Below are 13,929 nucleotides of genomic sequence, written 5' to 3'. Positions count from 1 at the left end.
CACTGCAACTTTAACTCCCCTTTATCCGTGTTTGCCCCATATCCAAAGTCCCGGACCAAAGCAGGACCCCTATGCCTTTTGAAGCGATGAACGACGCCACCGACCCTCAGCATCCTATCGGCCGACGGGTCGCGGTGATTGGCGGGGGTATTTCCGGCATGGGGGCGGCGCATATGTTGGCTCCGACCGACCGGGTGACCCTGTTTGAGGCAGGCGCGCAAATCGGTGGTCATGCACGCACTGTTATGGCGGGCAAGAATGGCGATCAGCCGGTGGATACCGGATTTATCGTGTTTAATTACGCCAATTATCCGCATCTCGCGGCGCTTTTCGCCGAATTGGACGTGCCCGTCGTGCCGTCGAACATGAGCTTCGGGGCGTCGATTGATGGCGGGCGGTTGGAATATGCGCTGACCAATTTTAATGCGGTCTTTGCCCAAAAGCGCAATATGTTCAGCCCGCCCTTCCTGCGAATGCTGCGCGATATCGTGCATTTCAACAAAAACGCGCTGGCCGTCTCACGTGATCCGTCGATGACGATTGCGCAGTTTCTCGACCGGCTCGGCACCGGGCGTTATTTCCGCGATTTCTATCTTTCGCCGCTTTCCGGCGCGATCTGGTCGACCCCGACCGAGAAGATCATGGACTTCCCGGCCCATGCGATGGTTAACTTTTTTGAGAACCACGCGCTTTTGAACTATTCCGGCCAGCATCAGTGGTACACGGTCAAAGGTGGCTCGCGGCAGTATGTTGATCGGCTTGAAAATGCCCTGCGCAGCAAAGGCGTGGAACTGCGCACCGACAGCCCGGTTCAAGCCGTGCGTCGCACCGCGCAGGGGGCCGAGGTCCGCACTTGGGGCGGTGAGTGGGAGGCGTTTGACGAAGTGATCTTTGCGACCCATTCCGATGACACGCTCAAAATGCTCGCCGACCCGACGGAGGCCGAGCAGCGCGCCCTTGGGGCCATTCGCTATCAACCGAACGATATCATCCTGCACGCCGACGCCAGCATTATGCCCAAACGCCGCTCTACATGGGCGTCGTGGGTTTATACTGAGGACAGCCATCAGAAGTCCGACCGGATTGATCTGACCTATTGGATGAACTCGCTGCAACCGATCCCGCAGGACGATCTGCACTTCGTGACGCTCAACACCAAGCGGACGATCCGCGAAGAGCTTATTTACGATCAAACCACGCTGCGACATCCGGTCTATGACCTTGCCGCCTTAGCCGCGCAAGACGAGGTGCGCGCGTTCAACGGCAGCCACAACACATGGTTCTGCGGCGCGTGGATGCGCCACGGCTTCCACGAAGACGGGCTGGCCAGCGCGGTCGATGTGGTCGAGCGGATGCAGGCCGCGCGGGCGGCGCCATTGGCGGCGGAGTGACACCGCGTGTCGATCATATCCGAGGGCAGACCTTTCATGGCCGCAAGGGCGCGGTAGAGAACCGCTTTCGCTATTCGGTGGACTATGTGCTGTGCGATGCGGAGGCGAAGGAGTTGGCAACACCCGCGCTGTTTACCCGCAATGGCGCGGGACTGACGAGCCTGCAAGACAGTGACCACGGTGGCGCTCCGGGGCAGGGGCGTGGTGCTGCATGGGTGCGTGAGGTATTGGCAGCACATGAGATTACCGGCGTGCAGCAGATCGAACTTTTGGCGCAACCGCGCGTCTTGGGGCATGTCTTCAACCCGGTTAGCTTTTGGCTTTGCCGCCGGGCCGGGGGCGCGCTCATCGCGGTGATTGCCGAGGTCACGAATACTTACGGCGACCGGCATTCTTACCTGTGCCATCACCCTGACCTGCGGCCTATTCTGCCTGAGGATCGCCTCAAGGCGGCCAAGCTCATGCATGTTTCACCCTTTCAGGATGTTTCGGGCGGTTATGTGTTTCGTTTTGATATCAACGCCGAGCGGATCGGCGTTTGGATCGACTTCACCGATGGCGCAAACGGGCTGATCGCCACGCTGACCGGCCCGCGAGTGCCGCTGACTAATGGCGGCATCCTGTGGTCGCTGCTGCGCCGCCCCCTTGGGGCGCGGCGGGTGCTGGCGTTAATACATTGGCAGGCGCTGAAGCTGTGGATCAAACGCGCCGGATTTCGCGCGCGGCCCGACGCGCCAGACAGCGAGGTCTCGCGCGATAGTGCCCATGGCGTAGGTGGCCGATGACGGCGCGTGCAGCCCGTCTTCCTGCCTATGCGCTGTTTGCGGCATTGCTAGCCTCGGCAGGGCTGCCGATTTACATCCACGCGCCGAAATTTTACGTCGATGAATATGGGGTCTCGCTCACCGCACTCGGCGCGGTGCTTTTTGGGCTGCGGCTGCTTGATGTTGTGCAAGACCCGGCACTTGGTTGGCTGGCCCAAGCACTGCGGGCGCAGCGGGCGGCGGCAGTGGCGGTGGCTGCCACGGTAATGGCGCTGGCAATGCTGGGGCTATTTGCCGTGCCAGCCCCCGTGGCCCCGGTGCTTTGGTTCGCGTTAATGTTGACGCTGGTGTTCTCTTCTTTCAGTTTTCTGACAATTTGCTTTTATGCCCAAGGGGTCGCCAAGGCAGGTACACTGCCGGGCGCAGGCCATTTGACCCTAGCCCGTTGGCGCGAGACCGGAGCCTTATTGGGGGTCTGCGTGGCCTCTGTGGCGCCTTTGTTGCTGGGCATGGCGCTTGACCGGCCCTTTGCGGGTTTCGCGGCCGGCTTTGTGGTCTTGGCGCTTTGGGCCGCGACCGCGATGCGCGGCGAATGGCGTGCGACGGGGCTGCCGGTGGCCAGCGGATTCGGCATTGTTTTACGCGACCCACACGCGCGGCGATTTCTTTTGATCGCGCTGGTCAATGCAGCGCCGGTGGCCGTCACCTCAACCTTATTCCTATTCTACGTCGAGCTGGCCCTCGACGCGCCGGGATGGGAAGGGCCGTTGTTGCTGCTGTTCTTCTTGGCGGCTGCGGGGGCAGCGCCACTTTGGGGAATTTTGGCCGAACGCCACGGCGCGCGGCGGGTGCTGTTGATCGCCATGGCTTTGGGCATTGTGGCCTTTGGTGGCGCGCTGCTGCTGGGGCCGGGGGATGTGGTGCTATTCGCGCTGGTCTGCCTGGCCTCTGGCGCAGTTCTGGGCGCGGATTTGACGCTTTTGCCCGCCATGTTTGCCGCCCGTATGGCCCAAATTTCGCCATCGGCAGCCGAAGGTTTTGGACTTTGGTCGTTCGTGTCTAAATTGACCTTGGCTTTCGCAGCCGTTGCTCTACTTCCAGCTTTAGAACGCGCAGGATTGCAAACCGGAGCGGGTGACAGTTCCGAGGCATCCATCTCCCTGTTGATCTGGTTCTATGCTGGTGTACCTTGCGCATTGAAATTGCTGGCGATCGCTCTGCATGCCAGTGCCGGTGCCAGTGCCAATGACGTGGAGAAACCGTGACAGAGCCGCTGATCTTTATCGCTATCGGGCTTGGCCTTGGTCTATTGCTAACCTTTCTACGCCGACGATTAGGGGAGTTTCACGGCCAATCGCCGAGCGACTATGTCGATTCATTTCCCATTTTCGACCTGCGCTTGCATCTGCGCGATAAGATGATCTGCGAAGGCGTGATTTTTGGCCCTCTTGGCCGGGTGACAAGCAGTTTTACCGCCGTGTTCGACGTCTCTTGGGAAGGGAACGTAGCCACCGTCGCAGAGACGTTCCGCTATAACGACGGGTCTCGGCAAGAACGGGAATGGACAGTTACGCTGGGCAAGAACGGTAACTTTATCAGCACCGCACCGGATGTGGTGGGCGAAGGGCTGGGGATACAATCGGGCCCGACATTGCAGCTGCGCTACCGCATCCGCCTGCCCGAAGAATTGGGAAGCCATGTTTTGAAAACCGTCGATTGGATGTATTTGACGCCCGATGGGACCATCGTCAATCGCAGCCAGTTTCGGAAATTCGGGATTAAAGTAGCAGAATTGGTCGCCACGTTGCGACCGGCGGAGGAACGATGAAAGACTGGCAAGGTAAGACCTATTGGTTGGTCGGGGCAAGCGACGGGCTTGGCGCGGCGCTTGCGCATCAACTTAGCCGTACGGGTGCAGAGGTGATTCTTTCGGCCCGTTCCGAGGACAAGCTGACCGAATTGGCCCAATCACTACCGGGCAAGGCGCGGGTGCGTGTTATGGATGTGACCGATGACGCCGATGTGGCGGCCGCCGTGCAGGACATCGGGCCGATTGATGGTTTGGTCTATTTGGCGGGTGCCTATTGGCCCTTCGGCGCAAAGGACTGGCAGGCCGGTCACGGTGTGACGATGGCGGACGTTAACTTTACCGGGTTAATGCGGGTCTTGGGGCAGGTGGTGCCCAATATGGTCGCGCGCGATCACGGCCATATTGTTATCACCTCCAGCCTCACCGCCTATCGCGGGCTGCCCGGTTCTATCGGCTATACCGCGTCCAAGGCCGCGACACTGTCATTGGCCGAGTGTATGCACGCCGATCTGCGCAAGACGGGCGTGCAGGTTCAGGTTATCAACCCCGGTTTCATCAAAACCCAGTTGACCGATAAGAACGATTTCAAAATGCCCTTCTTGATGGAGCCGGAAGACGCTGCGCGCCGGGTTTTCGAGCATATGAGCGGCGACAGCTTTAAACTGGACTTCCCTTATGGGTTCTCACTGCTGTTCCGTTTGGGGCGGTTTTTGCCAGATGGGCTTTATTACCGGCTGTTTTCTTAAGCTTAAACCTCGGCAAGGTGCTGGGCGAATAGAACACGCGCCCTTTGCCAAACTGCGTTGTCTGCCTTGGGCAGCGCAAGCAATGTGCTTAGCAACTGACTTGCAAAATCTTCAGAGCTTTCCAACGGCAGCATCGAGGGCAGGTTGTCGATGGCCATGACATCCAGCGGCGGATCGTCATGCACACGCCGCGCAGGCGCCTCCCACGTCGTCGCGCGGTCATAGACTTGTACTGGGTTAAACGCGCTGTCGGGGTCGCAAGCGATGTCACCGATCACCCGCAATGCGCGGTCTGCCTGCGGTGCATCGGGGCGGACAAAGGCCGGAGTTTCGGGGCCAGCGAGGATACAGTTAAAGAAATAGGCATGCTCAAGGATCTCAGGGAACGGCCCGCCGTGGGCGGTTTCAGCCATGTCCCAGCCAGTCACGGGGATGCCCAAGGCTTCGCAAAGGTCACTGGCTCCGCGCCCGACGCGGCCCAAAGCACCGATCACCAGCGCCCGGTCGGCGCTGCCGTCCACTTCTGCCAATTCCTTGGCCAGTGCGGCCTTTAACGCCTCGGCGTTAGGGTAGGGCTGCACCTGCCCGCAAGTTTCGCCGCGCAACTGTGCGATGCGGCATTTGATGGAAACGGCAGCCCCGGCAAAGCCCGCCCAATAGCCAAAGGCCGCAACCCGGCGACCATTGTCATCCGTCAGGTATTCCAGGTCCAGCAGTGTGCCACCGCCTGCCTTGAGCCGCTCTAGTAGCTTACGGCCCGCAGATTGCCCTTTGTAGGCATGGCCGAACATAATGTGCGTATGCGGCAAGGGCGTGCCGTCTTCGGGCAACTCCTTTAGGCCGAAAATTACCGCATCGTGTGGCGCGCCTGGCCAGCTGTGCGCCGGGACGATTTCGCAGCCCGCCTGCGCATAGGCAGCGGTTGCGATGACGCGGCTGTCGCTGTCTTCCACGCTCACCTTCATGCCTGCCGCAATCAAGGCGGCCGCGCCTTCGGGTGTCAGCCCCGTGCGGGTCTCATTGTCACGTTGTTCTGCACGGAGCCACAGATGGGTCATGCGAGCATTCCCTTGTCACGGATGGTTTTTACACTGGCACGGTCTTCCATTCGCGCGGCGAAAGCGTCGAGTTTGGGGAAATCGGCGCGGTCAACACCGTCGCCTTTCAACCAGCACGACACGACAAACAGATAGGGATCAGCCAGTGAAAGGCTGTCGCCGGCGACGTAATCCCCAAGAAATGCGTTATTCTCTATATAGGCCGCGCATTCCGCCATGGTCTGCGGCACCTTGGCGGTCATATCGTCAAAGCTTGATTGCTGGTCGGCCCAGCGGTGGCCCCGCATTTTATGGGCGTGGGCCACATGCATGGTCGAGGCGAGGTAATACATCACCCCCCGCATATGTGCGGCGGCCTCGGGGTCACTGGGAATTAGCGCCGCATCCGGCGTGCGGGCAGCGATGTAATCCAACAACGCACCGGTTTCGGTCAGGGTGGTGCCTGCTTCGGTCACGAGGGTCGGCACACGGCCCTTGGGGTTCAGCGAGAGATAAGGCGCCGCAGTCTGTTCGGCGGTGGCAAAATCTACATTCACCGGCTCATAGGGCAGACTGGCTTCTTCGAGGGCGAGGGCCACAGCCACGGCGATTGTGCCGGGCGCGTAATGAAGTTTCAGCATGTAAGGGCCTTTCAAGGCAGGATCAGATATGCGTTTGTGCAAGGCGGCGGTCGGGCCGGTCAAGATGCGGTACGGCGTTGAACAGCACCGGCGACCAATGCCCGCCAATCGGGAAAAGACGGTGCATTGAGGTATGCATGATCGCCAGCGCCAGCCGCGCCATCGCCGGGATGCCAACGCCCATGGCCTGCGCCATCGCCAGTGAGATCAACCCGCCTGAGGTGACCACCAGGGCCGGGCCTTCGCCCTCGGCAATCTCGGCCAGCGCGGATTGCACACGGGCTTCAAAGTGCTCGTAGGTCTCAGGCGTGTCAGCCAGTTTGCCTGCTTTCCAATAGTCAAAAACCTGCGGCAAGTGATGCACAAATTCGCCCGCGCGGGGGAAGGGCACCTTGTGCTGCTGCTCCATCAGGTTGGCGAGGGTGAAATATTCCAGCTCATTCAGCCGCGCATCGCGAATGGGGTCCAGCCCGGTGTTCATCCCCTCCGCCGTCTCGATGTGGCGCGTCAATGTGCCGGTATAAAGCCGCGTGTGGTGTGTTTCACTTTGGCGCAGATGGTCTCCCAACCATGCGGCCTGCTCGTGACCGAGAGGGCTGAGTTGATCATAGCTCAGCTCGTCTTTCGCAGCGGAATTGGCTTGGCCGTGGCGGATCAAAGTAATGTGGGACATCAAAAGGCTTTCACTGTTCGCCTCAGTGATAGGGCAGCTTGTCTGGCCATTCAATCCAATGCGCCGCAGCGGCGTTTATCCGTGACGGTATGTCGGGAATGGCCCCTGACAAATGCCCGCTATACTTATAGGTTGAGCATAAGTGAGCGAGGGAGGCTGCGATGACCGAGACAATTAAATTCATGCTCGATGGCCAGACAGTAGAAGCCGAGGCCGGCATGACCATCTGGGAAGTCGCCAACGGTCGGGGTTTGAAAATTCCGCACCTCTGTCACAAGCCCGCTCCCGGCTACCGCCCCGACGGCAACTGCCGCGCCTGTATGGTTGAGATTGAGGGCGAACGCGTGCTTGCGGCCTCCTGCATCCGTGAGCCTGCCGATGGCATGGTCGTCACCACCAACAACGCCCGTGCGGAAAATGCCCGTAAGATGGTGATGGAATTGCTGCTCGCCGACCAACCCGCGCAGGACGTAGCCCATGACAAGTCGAGCCACATGCGCGACATGGCGGCCCTGAGCGGGGTGGAGAGCAGCCGTTTCCCCAAGCTGGAGCGGGACCGCATTCCGCTTCTGGACGACAGCCATGTGGCAATGCGTGTGAACCTTGATGCTTGCATCCAGTGCAACCTCTGCGTCCGCGCCTGCCGCGAGGTGCAGGTCAACGATGTGATCGGCATGGCCGGGCGCGGGCATGATGCCTATCCGGTGTTTGATATCGACGATCCGATGGGCGCATCGACCTGCGTGGCCTGTGGCGAATGCGTTCAGGCCTGCCCGACGGGCGCGCTGATGCCTGCCACGGTGGTAGATGAGGCGCAGGTCGGTGATAGCGCGGATTACGACAGCGAAGTCGAAAGCATTTGCCCCTTCTGCGGCGTGGGTTGCCAGATTTCGCTGAAGGTGAAGGACAATAAGGTCAAATATGTCGAAGGCATCAACGGCCCTGCCAACGAAGGGCGGCTCTGCGTCAAAGGCCGCTTTGGCTTTGACTATATCCACCACGATCACCGCCTGACCAAACCGCTGATCCGCCGCGACGATGCGCCCGCGAAGGGGCTGAACGTCGATCCCGGCAATTGGGGCGAGGTTTTTCGCGAGGCGTCATGGGAGGAGGCGCTGGACTTTGCAGCAAAGGGTCTCAAGGGACGCGGGCGCGAAGTAGCGGGCTTTGGCAGTGCGAAATGCACCAATGAGGAAGCCTATCTGTTCCAGAAAATGATCCGTCAGGGCTTTGGCCATAACAACGTCGATCACTGCACACGGCTGTGCCATGCCTCATCCGTGGCAGCGTTGATGGAGAACGTTGGCTCAGGCGCGGTGACGGCCACCTTTAACGAGATCGAAAATGCGGACGTGGCCATCGTCATCGGCGCGAACCCGGTTGAGAACCACCCCGTCGCCGCAACCTATTTCAAGCAATTCACCAAACGCGGCGGCAAGCTGATCGTGATGGACCCGCGTGGTGTGGGGCTGCGGCGTTTCGCCAGCCATATGCTGCAATTCCGCCCCGGCACCGATGTGTCGATGCTCAACGCGATCATGCATGTGATCGTCGAAGAAGGGCTCTATGACGAACAATATATCGCGGCCTATACCGAGAATTGGGAGGCCGAAAAGGCGCATCTGAAGGACTTCAGCCCCGAGAAGATGGCCCCGATCTGCGGCATCGAGGCCGAGGTGCTGCGCGATGTGGCGCGGACCTTTGCAGGCGCGAATGCGGCGATGATCTTTTGGGGCATGGGGGTGAGCCAGCATATCCACGGCACCGACAATTCGCGCTGCCTGATCTCTCTCGCGCTGATGACCGGCCAAATCGGCCGCTCTGGTGCTGGGCTACACCCGCTCAGGGGGCAGAATAACGTGCAGGGGGCGTCTGATGCGGGGCTGATCCCGATGTTCCTGCCCGATTACCAACCGGTGGAGGACGACGGCGTGCGCAGCGCCTTTACCGACGTCTGGGGCTCGGGTGATTTTAGCGCCGAAAAGGGGCTGACCGTGACCGAGATCATGGACGCGGTGCATGATGGGGACATCAAGGCGATGTATGTGCTGGGCGAAAACCCGGCGATGTCGGACCCCGATGTCGACCATGCCCGCGATGCACTGGCGAAACTCGACCACCTTGTGGTGCAAGACATCTTCCTAACCGAGACGGCGAATTATGCCGATGTGATCCTTCCCGCCAGCGCCTTTGCGGAAAAGTCGGGCACCGTGACCAACACCAACCGTCAGGTGCAAATGGGCCGCCCGGCGGTGACACCTCCCGGCGAGGCGCGCGAGGATTGGTGGATTGAGGTGGAACTGGCCAAGCGGCTGGGGCTGGACTGGAGCTATGAAAGCCCGGCGGACGTCTTTGCCGAGATGAAGCTCAACATGAAGTCCTTCGACAACATCACATGGGACCGTCTGGCGCGGGAAAATGCAGTGACCTACCCGTCGCTCAGCGCGGATGATCCGGGGCAGGCGATTGTCTTTGGTGACGGCTTCCCGCGCCCTGAGGGGCGGGCCAAATTCACCCCTGCGTCGATCGTGGCCCCCGATGATGTGCCGGATGCAGACTACCCGATGATCCTGACCACAGGTCGGCAGTTGGAGCATTGGCATACCGGGTCGATGACGCGGCGCTCCAAGGTCTTGGATGGGCTGGAGCCAGAGGCAAACTGCTCACTTCATCCGTCGACCCTGCGGCGTCTGGGTGTGGCACCGGGTGAACATGTGCGGCTATCCACCAAACGCGGCAGTATCGAGATCATGGCCCGGGAAGACCGCGCCGTGGCCCCTGATATGGTTTTCCTGCCCTTCGCCTATGTCGAGGCCGCGGCGAATATCCTAACCAATCCAGCGGTTGACCCCTACGGCAAGATCCCGGAGTTTAAATTCTCTGCTGTCAAGGTGGAGGCGGCGAAAGAGGCCGTTGCCGCCGAGTAAGGAAAGTACCGAGAAATGAAGATTAATGCCGCGCGATTTCTAAAAGATTTGCACGATCTGCGTGCCATTGGCGCGGCAGGCGTGGGCAAAGGCGTGGTGCGCCCGGCCTATTCCGCCGCCGATGTCGAGGCGCGGGAATGGTTGGCGACGAGGATGCGCGAGGCAGGGCTCAAGATTGAGGTCGATGCCATGGGCAACCTCTTTGGCTTGGCCGAGGGGCCGTCCATTCTGCTGGGCTCACATTCCGACAGCCAGCCCGAGGGCGGCTGGCTGGATGGCGCTTTGGGCGTGATCGCAGCGCTCGAAGTCGCCCGCGCGGCGCGCGAGGCCGGGAGGCCTGCGGTATCGGTCGTATCGTTTCAGGATGAAGAGGGGCGCTTTGGCGTGACCACCGGCTCGACCGTCTGGTCGGGCGCTTTGGATCAGGTGGAGGCTGACGCGTTCACTGATGATGCCGGGGTCAGCTTGGCCGAGGCGCGCAAGGCCGTGGCTGGTATGGTGACCGGCCCGGTCGATCCGGCGCAGTTCAGCGGCTACATCGAGTTGCATATCGAACAGGGTCCGACGCTGGACGACAGCGGCGAGCAGATCGGTGTGGTCAGCGATATCGTCGGTATTCGCGACATGAAGGTGACCTTTGAAGGCCAGCAGAACCACGCAGGCACCACGCCGATGGCGGTGCGCCGCGATGCCTTTCAGGCGGTGTCTGCCTTCAACAGCCTGCTCAACGACCGGCTGCGCAATGTGGTGACGCCGACCACGGTCTGGACCATCGGCCATGTCAGCCTGCATCCCAATGCCTCGTCGATCGTGCCGGGCAAAGCGGTGTTTTCCATGCAGTGGCGGGACGGCGACAGCGACCGTTTGGCCCGGATGGAAGCGATCATCCGCGAGACGGCCGAAGAGGTGGCCAAGACCCGCGGGATGGACCTGTCATATGGTTCGATGCTGGGGTTGGAGCCTGTGGCAATGGATGCACGACTGCAAGATGCACTGGCCCAAGCGGCGGAGGAAGTGGCCCCTGGCAAGTGGCGCAAGATGCCCTCGGGTGCCTTGCATGACGCGACCAATGTGGCGCGATTGATGCCCGTAGCGATGTTGTTCGCGCCGTCGATCAATGGGATCAGCCATGCCTTTGAGGAGGACACGGCGGAAGAGGATCTGGTCGCAGCGGTCGAGGTGCTGGGGCGGGCCGTCGCGGCGCTTTAAGCGCCGTCAGTCCCAGTTCACATCACCAAGAAAGATATAGCCCGCGCCGTAGATCGTCTTGATCAGCTGCGGGTTCTTGGGGTCTTCGCCAAGCTTCGTGCGCAGCCGCGAGATGCGCACATCCATCGCCCGGTCAAAGCTTTCCGAGGCCACGCCGCCGAGGCTTTCTTGCATCTGTGCGCGGCTGATCAGGCGTTTTGGCGCGTCGAGGAACAGGCGCAGCACCTCGCCTTCGGCATGAGAGAAGGTGACCTCGGTGCCTTGCGCGTCCTGTAAGACATAGCGGTCGAAATGCGCGGTCCAGCCGTTGAAATGCGCCGTGGTGCCCGCCTGTGGCGTCGGCTTGGCACTGCGCAGGCGGGCGCGAATGCGGGCAACCACTTCGGCGGGGTCAAAAGGTTTGATGATGTAATCGTCAGCCCCCAGCTCAAGCCCGGTCACCCGGTCTTGCACCTGCGCTCGGCCCGAGATGATGATTACAATCGCGCCTTGTTCCAGCGCCAACCGGTGCACCAGCGTCAGCCCGTCGGTGTCGGGCAGGCTGAGATCGACGAGACAGACATCCGGTGTATGGGTGGCCAGTGCCGCCTCAAAAGCGCGCGCGCGGCCAAAACTGAGGGTGTCGAACCCGGCTTCTTCCAGAGTGTCCGACAGCATGCTGCGAATCTCGGGCTCATCGTCAAGAATGGTGACCAGCGGGCGCGGTGTGGTGTCACGGCTCATGGGGTGGCGGCTTTCAATGGGGCGATCAGCGATTGCAAATCGTCTTTGTCAAAGGGTTTGCGCAGCACCGGGGCGAGGGTTTGGGCCTCAAGAAACAGCGGGTGATCGGCGGGCAGGGAGGTCATCAAGAGCAACGGCAGGCTGCTGCCGACGCGCCGGGCAAGGTCAATGCCGGTGCCTTCGCCCGATAGTTGAATGTCCGAGAGGACAAGGGTGATGTCAGGCAGGTCGGCGATCAAAGCGGTGGCCTCATCGGCGCTGGTGGCTTCAATCACCGAATGGCCCTGATCCATCAGCATGTCCCGCACCACGGCGCGGATGTCGGTGGTGTCTTCGACCAGCAGCACCAGCCCCGTCGTGGCAGGCACAGCGGCGCGGAAGGGCAAGCGCAGGCTGATCTGCGCGCCGCCTTCGGGCGCATTGCTAAGCCGCAGATCGCCGCCGGAGGATTTGGTCATATCATAGACCATCGAGAGGCCCAGCCCCGACCCTTCGCTGCCTTTGGTGGTGAAAAACGGCTCAACCCCGCGTTCTAGGGCTGAGGGCGAAAAACCCGGCCCTGTGTCGTGGATGACCCATTCGATCCAAGTGTCATGCACGAGCCGCTGGGTCAGGGTGATGGTGCCACTCGCGCCGCAGGCATCGCGGGCGTTAAGAATGAGATTCAGCAGACTGTCCTGCACACGACCTTTATCAAGCAGCACCGACCCCTCTGGTGCCTCGTTTCGCACGATAAGCTCACATTTCGGCGGCAGGGTGGGGGCGGCGAGCGTCGAAAGTTCGCTTAGCAGGTTGGAAATATCGGTGGCCGCAGGGCGCAGGGCGCGGGGTTCGGTCACATCGGCGATAGAGCTTAGCAACGTTCCCCCGCGCCGCGCGGCGGCGAGTGTGCCGTCGATCAGTTCGGCGGCCTGTGGTGGCAGGTCAGGCGAGCGGGCGAGTTTGGACTGCATGCCGAGGATGATCGTCAAAAGGTTGGAGAAATCATGCGCCAGCCCAGAGATCATCCGCGAGGCAAGCTCTCGTTTCAGCGTTTGTTGCAGAGCCACACGTGTTTGCGTCTCCTCAGTAATGTCCATCGATAGGATATAGACCCCGCCGCGCCCGTCCGGGGTAAAAGCCCCACGTATGCGGCGGGCAGATTCGTCGTCGCTAAACTCAATAACCGCCGGGCTGCCGGCATAGGCTTGGGTCAGCGCGGGCTTGATCCGCGCATAGGCGGACGCCCCAAGCGCGTCGCTGATGTGCAGCCCGTAAATGTTGCTGGGCCGTCCCGGCATGACGCTGCTGAGGCGGCGGTTGGAATAGATGTAGCGCCCGCTGGCGTCGACATGAGCAATATGCGCGGGCATCATTTCGGTCGTCAGACGGGTGCGGGCCTCGCTTTCGGTGACCTGCCGCTTGGCTTCCTCTAGTGCGGTGATTGTCGCCTCCAGCTTGCGGTTGCTGGCGGCAAGCTGTTCGGCGTGGGACAGGACCTGATCGCTCAGCGCGTCAGACCGCGCGCGCAGCAAAGCCTCTTGGCGTTTGGTGTTGGTGATGTCGGTATAGACCGTGACCCAGCCGCCTTGGGGCAGGGGAGAGCCTTCGACGCTGATCGTCCGTCCATTGGCGCGGGTGCGCTCCATATAATGCGGGACAAAGGCCCGGGCCTGTTCGACGCGCTCAGCGACGAAGGCATCGACATCTGCGACCTCACCGTATTCCCCGGTTCTTACGAGGTGGCGAATCGAATCCTCGAAGGGGGCGCCGGGTGTCGCCAGTGCATCCGGCAGGTTAAACATGGATTGAAATGGCCCGTTGCAGACCGCGAGGCGCAGATCGCTGTCGTATATGGACAGAGCCTGAGCAATCAGGTTCAGACCAGCATTGGTCAGCGCTTTGGTTTGGTCATCGGTGATCTGCATTGGCATCCTTTGAAGTTAGGGCTAGCACCGCAGAGAGGAAAGGCAAAGAGCCGCGCGCAGATCGCGCTTGACCTTCTCGCGCTGGAGGCCTTGAGAAGCGC

At 61.1% G+C, this 13,929-nt stretch carries 12 protein-coding genes; 7 read left to right on the top strand and 5 right to left on the bottom strand.

From position 1 onward, the window contains the following. Window positions 1-71 precede the first annotated feature (71 nt). From WNY61_RS17410 to WNY61_RS17390, 5 genes are read left to right on the top strand one after another with little or no spacing between them, the layout of a single operon-like run. Window positions 72-1,391 (top strand): FAD-dependent oxidoreductase, encoded by a 1,320-nt coding sequence (locus WNY61_RS17410; RefSeq protein ID WP_342852712.1) that lies wholly within the window; start codon window positions 72-74, stop codon window positions 1,389-1,391. Next, window positions 1,388-2,176 (top strand): DUF1365 domain-containing protein, encoded by a 789-nt coding sequence (locus WNY61_RS17405; RefSeq protein WP_342852711.1) that lies wholly within the window; start codon window positions 1,388-1,390, stop codon window positions 2,174-2,176. Before WNY61_RS17410 ends, WNY61_RS17405 begins: the two co-directional genes overlap by 4 nt. Beyond that, entirely contained in the window at window positions 2,173-3,420 is a 1,248-nt protein-coding gene (locus WNY61_RS17400; RefSeq protein WP_342852710.1) for an MFS transporter, read from the top strand. The genes WNY61_RS17405 and WNY61_RS17400 overlap by 4 nt, the downstream gene beginning before the upstream one ends. After that, a complete protein-coding gene (locus tag WNY61_RS17395) occupies window positions 3,417-3,983 on the top strand; it encodes a DUF3833 family protein (RefSeq protein ID WP_342852709.1) in 567 nt (188 codons plus the stop codon). The genes WNY61_RS17400 and WNY61_RS17395 overlap by 4 nt, the downstream gene beginning before the upstream one ends. Next, on the top strand, window positions 3,980-4,711 hold the full coding sequence (locus tag WNY61_RS17390) for an SDR family NAD(P)-dependent oxidoreductase (RefSeq protein ID WP_342852708.1): 732 nt from the start codon (window positions 3,980-3,982) through the stop codon (window positions 4,709-4,711). The genes WNY61_RS17395 and WNY61_RS17390 overlap by 4 nt, the downstream gene beginning before the upstream one ends. 2 nt (window positions 4,712-4,713) lie before the next feature. Here WNY61_RS17390 and WNY61_RS17385 read toward each other — a convergent pair whose 3' ends face one another. The 3 genes from WNY61_RS17385 to WNY61_RS17375 are packed head-to-tail and all read right to left on the bottom strand — an operon-like array spanning window position 4,714 to window position 7,062. Beyond that, the gene (locus WNY61_RS17385) at window positions 4,714-5,769 is read right to left on the bottom strand and encodes a saccharopine dehydrogenase (RefSeq protein ID WP_342852707.1); all 1,056 of its coding nucleotides are present in this window, start codon (window positions 5,767-5,769) and stop codon (window positions 4,714-4,716) included. Next, window positions 5,766-6,389, bottom strand: a complete 624-nt coding sequence (locus WNY61_RS17380) for a glutathione S-transferase family protein (protein ID WP_342852706.1) — start codon at window positions 6,387-6,389, stop codon at window positions 5,766-5,768. Before WNY61_RS17380 ends, WNY61_RS17385 begins: the two co-directional genes overlap by 4 nt. 22 nt (window positions 6,390-6,411) lie before the next feature. Beyond that, window positions 6,412-7,062, bottom strand: a complete 651-nt coding sequence (locus WNY61_RS17375; protein ID WP_342852705.1) for a histidine phosphatase family protein — start codon at window positions 7,060-7,062, stop codon at window positions 6,412-6,414. A gap of 161 nt (window positions 7,063-7,223) precedes the next feature. On the opposite strand from WNY61_RS17375, the gene fdhF reads away from it, so the two are divergent. Both fdhF and WNY61_RS17365 read left to right on the top strand, forming a co-directional pair. After that, window positions 7,224-9,989, top strand: coding sequence for a formate dehydrogenase subunit alpha (gene fdhF / locus WNY61_RS17370; protein ID WP_342852704.1), 2,766 nt, complete (start codon window positions 7,224-7,226; stop codon window positions 9,987-9,989). Window positions 9,990-10,004: 15 nt separating this feature from the next. After that, window positions 10,005-11,198, top strand: coding sequence for a hydantoinase/carbamoylase family amidase (locus WNY61_RS17365; RefSeq protein ID WP_342852703.1), 1,194 nt, complete (start codon window positions 10,005-10,007; stop codon window positions 11,196-11,198). Window positions 11,199-11,204: 6 nt separating this feature from the next. Here WNY61_RS17365 and WNY61_RS17360 read toward each other — a convergent pair whose 3' ends face one another. Both WNY61_RS17360 and WNY61_RS17355 read right to left on the bottom strand, forming a co-directional pair. After that, window positions 11,205-11,921 carry a response regulator transcription factor gene (locus WNY61_RS17360; protein WP_342852702.1) on the bottom strand — a complete coding sequence of 239 codons (717 nt, stop codon included), beginning with the start codon at window positions 11,919-11,921 and terminating at the stop codon, window positions 11,205-11,207. Next, entirely contained in the window at window positions 11,918-13,828 is a 1,911-nt protein-coding gene (locus WNY61_RS17355) for a PAS-domain containing protein (protein ID WP_342852701.1), read from the bottom strand. The genes WNY61_RS17360 and WNY61_RS17355 overlap by 4 nt, the downstream gene beginning before the upstream one ends. Window positions 13,829-13,929 lie beyond the last annotated feature (101 nt).

It is taken from the genome of Sulfitobacter sp. AS92, from assembly GCF_038900015.1.
GTDB lineage: Bacteria > Pseudomonadota > Alphaproteobacteria > Rhodobacterales > Rhodobacteraceae > Sulfitobacter.
The sequence above is the reverse complement of the archived record's forward strand: the minus strand, read 5'-3'. Positions and strand labels throughout refer to the sequence as shown.

What these genes read in the sequence shown, in the direction of transcription:
- WNY61_RS17410 (WP_342852712.1), top strand. Translation starts at nt 72, where the DNA reads ATGCCTTTTGAAGCGATGAACGACGCCACCGACCCTCAGCATCCTATC.
- WNY61_RS17400 (WP_342852710.1), top strand. Translation starts at nt 2,173, where the DNA reads ATGACGGCGCGTGCAGCCCGTCTTCCTGCCTATGCGCTGTTTGCGGCA.
- WNY61_RS17390 (WP_342852708.1), top strand. Translation starts at nt 3,980, where the DNA reads ATGAAAGACTGGCAAGGTAAGACCTATTGGTTGGTCGGGGCAAGCGAC.
- WNY61_RS17385 (WP_342852707.1), bottom strand. Translation starts at nt 5,769, where the DNA reads ATGACCCATCTGTGGCTCCGTGCAGAACAACGTGACAATGAGACCCGC.
- WNY61_RS17380 (WP_342852706.1), bottom strand. Translation starts at nt 6,389, where the DNA reads ATGCTGAAACTTCATTACGCGCCCGGCACAATCGCCGTGGCTGTGGCC.
- WNY61_RS17375 (WP_342852705.1), bottom strand. Translation starts at nt 7,062, where the DNA reads ATGTCCCACATTACTTTGATCCGCCACGGCCAAGCCAATTCCGCTGCG.
- fdhF (WP_342852704.1), top strand. Translation starts at nt 7,224, where the DNA reads ATGACCGAGACAATTAAATTCATGCTCGATGGCCAGACAGTAGAAGCC.
- WNY61_RS17365 (WP_342852703.1), top strand. Translation starts at nt 10,005, where the DNA reads ATGAAGATTAATGCCGCGCGATTTCTAAAAGATTTGCACGATCTGCGT.
- WNY61_RS17360 (WP_342852702.1), bottom strand. Translation starts at nt 11,921, where the DNA reads ATGAGCCGTGACACCACACCGCGCCCGCTGGTCACCATTCTTGACGAT.
- WNY61_RS17355 (WP_342852701.1), bottom strand. Translation starts at nt 13,828, where the DNA reads ATGCAGATCACCGATGACCAAACCAAAGCGCTGACCAATGCTGGTCTG.